The following is a 5,634-nucleotide window of genomic DNA, read 5'->3' as shown; positions in this document are numbered from 1 at the left end:
AAAAAATGGCGCCCTCAAGCGGATTTGAACCGCTGTCGCCGCCTTGAAAGGGCGGTGTCCTTACCAGGCTAGACGATGAGGGCGCACATAGATATTCTATTAATTTAAACAAGCAGTGTTTATTCTATAGAAATTATCCTTTAATATCAAGACCCTAAAGCATAATTTCTTAAAAAAATTTTAAAAAAGCCCGGATTTACCGGGCTGAATAATTATTCCTTGATAATAGCACTCGTAGGACAGGAATCGATCGCTTCGTCAACACATTCTAAATTTTCATCACTTCCAGGTTTTATGATGCTTTTTCCATCATCATTCATTTCAAAAACATCGGGACATACTTGAACACATAATTCACAACCGATACAAGCTTCTTCATCAATTTTTAAAGCCATGAGCTATTCCTCCTGTTTATGGTGTTGAAAAATCACGCAACATTATACCATATCTGTTTTCGAACCAAAGTTAAATTGTAGGAAAAAATAAAAAAATTGAGACTCATTTTCATTACAAATAAATTTGCCGTGCTATTTCCCTTCCTTTTTTCGTTTTAAAAAAATTATCAATAAATTCCGCTAGTTTATTTTTTATAATCTTTTCATTTTTCAAATTAACCAACATATCAGCTTCAATTAGAATTTGGAAATCTGTCCCATCTGCTTTGGAAAAATTATGGTGATTTCCGACTATAAATGCTACCCGATCTATAAAGCCTGGTTCCTCCCCAGCTTGTTTGGTTATTTCTCGAACCAGAGGCGGTCCTTCTATATGTTGAAACTTGCCCGCTCGAGAACCATATTTTTTCTCGGCTACCAATATTCCTATATCGTGAAGAAGAACAGCAACCTCGGTTCGTCTTTTTTCCTCTTCGCTCATATCGGTTTGGTCGGAGATAATTTGTTGAGCATATTCCAAGACTTTTTTGGTATGATCAATCATATGAGCATCATCATGAAAAACTTCCTCCACCTTCTGCCAATACCAATTTACATCATGAGCCATCTTCAACCCATCCCCCTTTCGGCTTCTGGTTTCATTTCATCCATTAATTTCCGGATTTCCATTTCATTAAAGCCAAAATAATGACCAATTTCATGTAAAACGACGTCTTTTAAAACTCCTGGCCATTCTTCATCATCTCGGACCACTTTCATTAAGTTCTCATAGAATAATGATATCCGATCGGGAAGAACAAAAGTATACCCCGGGCCTCTTTTAGGAAGAGGAATTCCCTGATAAAGTCCTAATAACATCGCTCCGTGAAATTGCCGTTTTATTTCCGGATTCGGACGATCCTCAATAATAAACTCTAAATTTATAATATTTTCTCGAATATGGTCAGGGAGTTGATCAAGAATATCTCGAACCATTCCCATTATTTCATCTCTTTCCATAATAACTCCCCCTCTCTATTCTCGACCCTTACTAGAATCCACCAATTCCATGAGTACTTCGGGATAAGGTTCAAAAAAACGTTGATTTTGTAAATAAGGCTCGTCAAAGCGAATGACCCAAGAACGAAGGAGTTGAAGATTGGTCGCAAAGGTACTTCGACCTGCTCGATATTTCTCCAAAGAATCGAGAAAAAAAGCCTTCTCATTGGTATGAAGTCGAGTGGAAAAATAACCCAGGGCATGCATAAATACATTAATCATCGAGGGAGTCTTGGGTGAACGAAAAAGTGCTTTTAAAAGGTGAGATCGATAATCGTCGTAAACTTCCTTTATTTGCTTTTTATTCACTTGAGCAACAATTCTCCCCATCATTCTCATTTCGCTTTGATTATAAGCCATTAGGAGCAACTTAAGTTCGGTATGGAACTGAACCAGTTGTTGTCGTGAAGGTTGATCACGCAGTTGGCGAAAATCTGCTAAAACAAATAAGGATGTATAAAAATGATCGCGAATTTTTAAATTGGATAACCGCCCCTCATCCTCAATTGGTAAAAAGGGGGAAACATTAGAAACTACCTCGCTAAAGAATCCTCGAGTTGTCCCTATGGATGGACCCTTATCCAAACTTTGATAGATCTTGACATCTTTAACACCACATGAGGGAGATCGACCCTTGAGAATAAAACCGTCTATTTCAGGTAAACTTTGCAAAAACTCCAAGGCAAAGTGTTTCATTTTATCGGAATAATCATGGCCGGTTGTCGGTTGCATCAGTCTAAAATCTCCATTTACGGATACTAAACGTATTGGATCGCGCGGAACTCCTAAACCAATTTCCACCTCAGGACAAACCGGAACAAAATGAACATAGGGTTTCATTTTTTCTATAAAATCAACTGGTATCATTTGCCCATTGTATCGACAAGAATCAAAGCCCAAACATTTGCTCACTACCACGGTTGGCTTGGTAAATTGTTTCATCTCAATCTTTCCTCACTGACTCTTCCCAATCTTTATATTGAGAGATGTATTGATCAACATCAAACTTAGAGCGGCTCCCCCGATAGCTCATGTATCGGATTTTTCCAAACACTGGTCTTTCACCCCAGGCACGATCATGCACACCTCCAATGCTCCAAGCAATACCAGCGTATCCATTTGGATCTCTTCCATCTAACTCATAACGGTCATTTAAATAGATGGTACTCTGCAAGGCTATTTCAGGAGTTTCCGACCATTCTAAGATTTTCTTTGCCCAGTACATCCTCATATATCCATGCATCTTGCCCGTATAAACCATTTCTTTTTGTGCGGCATTCCAAAGTTGATCATGAGTTTGGGCTTTTTCAAATTCTTCTAATGAGTATCGATACTCCCTCTGGTCTTTGCGGTGTTGATTAAGAGTTTGCTGTGCCCAAGATGGGAATCCAGCAAATTGATCATAGTTAAGATTGTACCAGCAAAAATTATCCGAAAGTTCTCGCCTAATAACAACTTCTTCTAAAAAGGCTGCCTTTTTATCTTTTGCAATCGATGCTTTTTGAACTTCCAGGGCAATTCTTTGTGCGGAAATTTGACCAAAATGGAGAAAGGGGGAAAGATTCGACTGAGCATTAGCGTTGGGATCATTGCGTTGGTTGTCATAAAAATCCATTTTTTCTTTAAGAAATTGTTGGAGCTGTCGTAAAGCGCTTCTTGAACCGGGAATAAACTGGGTTATCGGTGGAAGGGATGAGTCTCCTGGACAGTTACCAAACAAATCGCCCCAATTGATTGAATCCCCTTGCCACGATTGGTGTGAAGAATTCATTTGTATTAATGGATATTCATCAAGAAATTCAGGTAATAATCGAGATATTTTCGGTCGAATCGTATAGGCTCCGTATTCTTGTTTAGAAGAAGCGATCCACACCGGCACTATATTGTGAGCATCAACTTCTCGTATTTCAACTGGAGATTTTTCCATCAATTGAGCTTTCCATTGCCTTTTCATTCGGAGAGGATCAAAATCGGTTATCAATAAAGAAATTTTATTAGTTTTGATAAAGTCGGGCAATACCAAGCTTGGATTTCCTTTGAGGTAAAAAAAAGGAATTTTATACCTTAAGAGTTCTTCGTGAACCTGCTGTAAACCTTTCAGCATAAAATCATATTGACGTCGGGTCGCACCGAGAAAATCATTAACCAAACAGAATATCACTCCGAATGGGACCTTTTTTCGATCAGCATATTCTAAACCATAGATAAGCGCCCAGTTATCTTCAACTCTCTGGTCCCGACTCATCCAATAAACAACTGGACCAGTTCGATCAAGCCCGTTTTGTAGCACACGAACACGCTTTGGATTCATACAGTATCCTCAATGGCATAATAAGAAAAATTCTAGTTTTGATTTGCCAACCATAGCAAAAGGTACCCCTTATCTTTTCTCTTTATATCATACCCTATCCTATCAATATAATAAGAAGTGAGTTGTAAAAAAGAAAATATTCACCCTCATCCTCACCTTCTCCCATCAAGGGAGAAGGAATTATTAATCCGTCATTTCTTTGAGCACAGCGAAGCGCCAATCCCATGAGTTCAATTTAATAATTTCCTATCCTGAAAATACCTGAGCAAGTGAAATGTGATGAAACCAAAAAGAAAAAGAATAAATTCAACAATTCCCCTCCTTGGAGGGTGCTGTTTTCACGGCGGGGAGGGAGCCTTTCATCCGTCATCCTGAGCCCTCGCTTTTTGAGGGCGTGAGGATCTCATCCTTTAAAGGCTTTGGAACTAAGGAATCGTGGAACTGAAAAAGATGAGATTCTCACGTCGTCCGGTAGAAGACACCGGACTCCTCAGAATGACAAAGTGGATGGTAGAGATTGCCACGTCGTTCAACCAAAAATCGGTTGACCTCATCGCAATGACGGATTTAGATAGGTATTTTCATCCTCATCTGATGCTGCCAGGCAGCATGATGATGTATTCTCTAATCCCCTTTATAAGCTTAATTTATCAATATTGTTTTTCCTATAAAACTGGGTTAGAATGAAAAAAAGATTCCATTAAAGGAGGATATAAAGTTGAAAAGGGTACTGAGTGTTTCTTGTATATTTTTTTTGTTGGTTCTGGTATTGCTTTCTTGCAATTTCAACCAAGAAGCTTGGGCAGCCAGCACGAAAAAAATTGGATTAATTTGCGCAACCGGTGGATTAGGAGATAAATCCTTTAACGATATTGCTTTTGCCGGAGCTACTCAAGCCAAGGAAGAGTTCAATGTCGAATTTGATTATGTCGAACCAAAAGCAGTAGCCGAGTATGAGGGATATCAACGCGATTTTGCTATGTCCCAAGAGTACGAAATCATTATCTGTATCGGATTTGATCAGGCAGATGCTCTAAATAAAATTGCGGCTGAATATCCTGACCAAAAATTTGCCCTGGTTGACATGGCCGTCGAACAACCTAATGTTGCCTCTCTTCTTTTCAAAGCCAATGAAGGAAGTTTCCTCCTAGGAGTTGTTGCTGCCAATATGAGCCAGAGCAAAAAAATCGGTATGATAGGCGGTATGGATATACCTCTTATTCGTGATTTTTTTGTAGGTTTTGAAGCAGGTGTGAAATGGGCAAATACCGGCGCTGAAGTTCTTCCTGGAGTTTTTGTGGGAAATTGGGCTGATCCCACTAAAGGAAAAGAATTAGCTATCAGCTTAATCGATAGTGGAGCTGATATTATCTGGCCTTCTGCCGGTAAAAGTGGATTAGGAGCTTTGGAAGCAGTTAAAGAACGTGATGTATTTGGCATGGGTGTTGATGCCTGCCAATGTTATGTAAACGAGAAAATGTTAGCCAGCATGACAAAACGAGTCGATATCGCTGTATATGAAACCATCAAAAGTGCATACGACGGTACTTTTCAGGGTGGCGTCCTTGAAAAAGGTGTTGCCGATGGTTGGGTTGGAATGTGTCGCTTATCAGAAGAAGAAGAATTTTGGGAAGAAAAATATGGTTTCGTCCACTCGGTTTCATTTCCCCAAAAAGTTCTTGATATAGTTATTGAAGCGCAAACCAAGATAAAAACCGGTGAAATAATTGTCCCACGCCCAACCGAATTTGGAGGATAGGATATTTTCATGAATGAAGCCCTGGCACTTTATGGGTTTACCAAATACTTTCCTGGGGTTCTTGCCAATGATCATATTGACCTCACGATCAATCAAGGTGAAATTCATGGTCTCCTTGGTGAAAATGGTGC

General features: G+C 39.3%; 7 protein-coding genes and 1 tRNA gene. 2 read left to right on the top strand and 6 right to left on the bottom strand.

Annotated elements, in window-relative coordinates; all coding sequences use genetic code 11:
• Window positions 1-6: 6 nt before the first annotated feature.
• The 6 genes from PLK24_RS07635 to PLK24_RS07610 form a co-directional block, all read right to left on the bottom strand.
• Window positions 7-83: transfer RNA gene (locus PLK24_RS07635), tRNA-Glu, on the bottom strand.
• Between the two features lie 129 nt (window positions 84-212).
• On the bottom strand, window positions 213-395 hold the full coding sequence (locus PLK24_RS07630) for a ferredoxin (protein WP_218110974.1): 183 nt from the start codon (window positions 393-395) through the stop codon (window positions 213-215).
• 112 nt (window positions 396-507) lie between these two features.
• On the bottom strand, window positions 508-1,002 hold the full coding sequence (locus tag PLK24_RS07625; RefSeq protein ID WP_324477842.1) for an HD domain-containing protein: 495 nt from the start codon (window positions 1,000-1,002) through the stop codon (window positions 508-510).
• A 2-nt stretch (window positions 1,003-1,004) separates the two neighbouring features.
• Window positions 1,005-1,394 (bottom strand): metallopeptidase family protein, encoded by a 390-nt coding sequence (locus tag PLK24_RS07620; RefSeq protein WP_324477840.1) that lies wholly within the window; start codon window positions 1,392-1,394, stop codon window positions 1,005-1,007.
• A 15-nt stretch (window positions 1,395-1,409) separates the two neighbouring features.
• A complete protein-coding gene (locus PLK24_RS07615; RefSeq protein WP_324477838.1) occupies window positions 1,410-2,375 on the bottom strand; it encodes a YbgA family protein in 966 nt (321 codons plus the stop codon).
• Window position 2,376: 1 nt separating this feature from the next.
• Entirely contained in the window at window positions 2,377-3,744 is a 1,368-nt protein-coding gene (locus tag PLK24_RS07610) for a deoxyribodipyrimidine photo-lyase (protein ID WP_324477836.1), read from the bottom strand.
• A gap of 450 nt (window positions 3,745-4,194) precedes the next feature.
• On the opposite strand from PLK24_RS07610, the gene PLK24_RS07605 reads away from it, so the two are divergent.
• A complete protein-coding gene (locus tag PLK24_RS07605; RefSeq protein WP_324477834.1) occupies window positions 4,195-4,431 on the top strand; it encodes a hypothetical protein in 237 nt (78 codons plus the stop codon).
• A gap of 31 nt (window positions 4,432-4,462) precedes the next feature.
• Entirely contained in the window at window positions 4,463-5,503 is a 1,041-nt protein-coding gene (locus tag PLK24_RS07600) for a BMP family lipoprotein (RefSeq protein WP_324477832.1), read from the top strand.
• Window positions 5,504-5,634 lie beyond the last annotated feature (131 nt).

The sequence above is a fragment of the Atribacter sp. genome (genome assembly GCF_035418125.1).
Taxonomy (GTDB): domain Bacteria; phylum Atribacterota; class Atribacteria; order Atribacterales; family Atribacteraceae; genus Atribacter; species Atribacter allofermentans.
Note: the sequence above shows the minus strand (reverse complement) of the source record. Positions and strands in the feature narration are given on the sequence as shown.

Coding starts and splice junctions, on each gene's coding strand:
- PLK24_RS07630 (WP_218110974.1), bottom strand. CDS start 395: ATGGCTTTAAAAATTGATGAAGAAGCTTGTATCGGTTGTGAATTATGT.
- PLK24_RS07625 (WP_324477842.1), bottom strand. CDS start 1,002: ATGGCTCATGATGTAAATTGGTATTGGCAGAAGGTGGAGGAAGTTTTT.
- PLK24_RS07620 (WP_324477840.1), bottom strand. CDS start 1,394: ATGGAAAGAGATGAAATAATGGGAATGGTTCGAGATATTCTTGATCAA.
- PLK24_RS07615 (WP_324477838.1), bottom strand. CDS start 2,375: ATGAAACAATTTACCAAGCCAACCGTGGTAGTGAGCAAATGTTTGGGC.
- PLK24_RS07610 (WP_324477836.1), bottom strand. CDS start 3,744: ATGAATCCAAAGCGTGTTCGTGTGCTACAAAACGGGCTTGATCGAACT.
- PLK24_RS07605 (WP_324477834.1), top strand. CDS start 4,195: ATGAGATTCTCACGTCGTCCGGTAGAAGACACCGGACTCCTCAGAATG.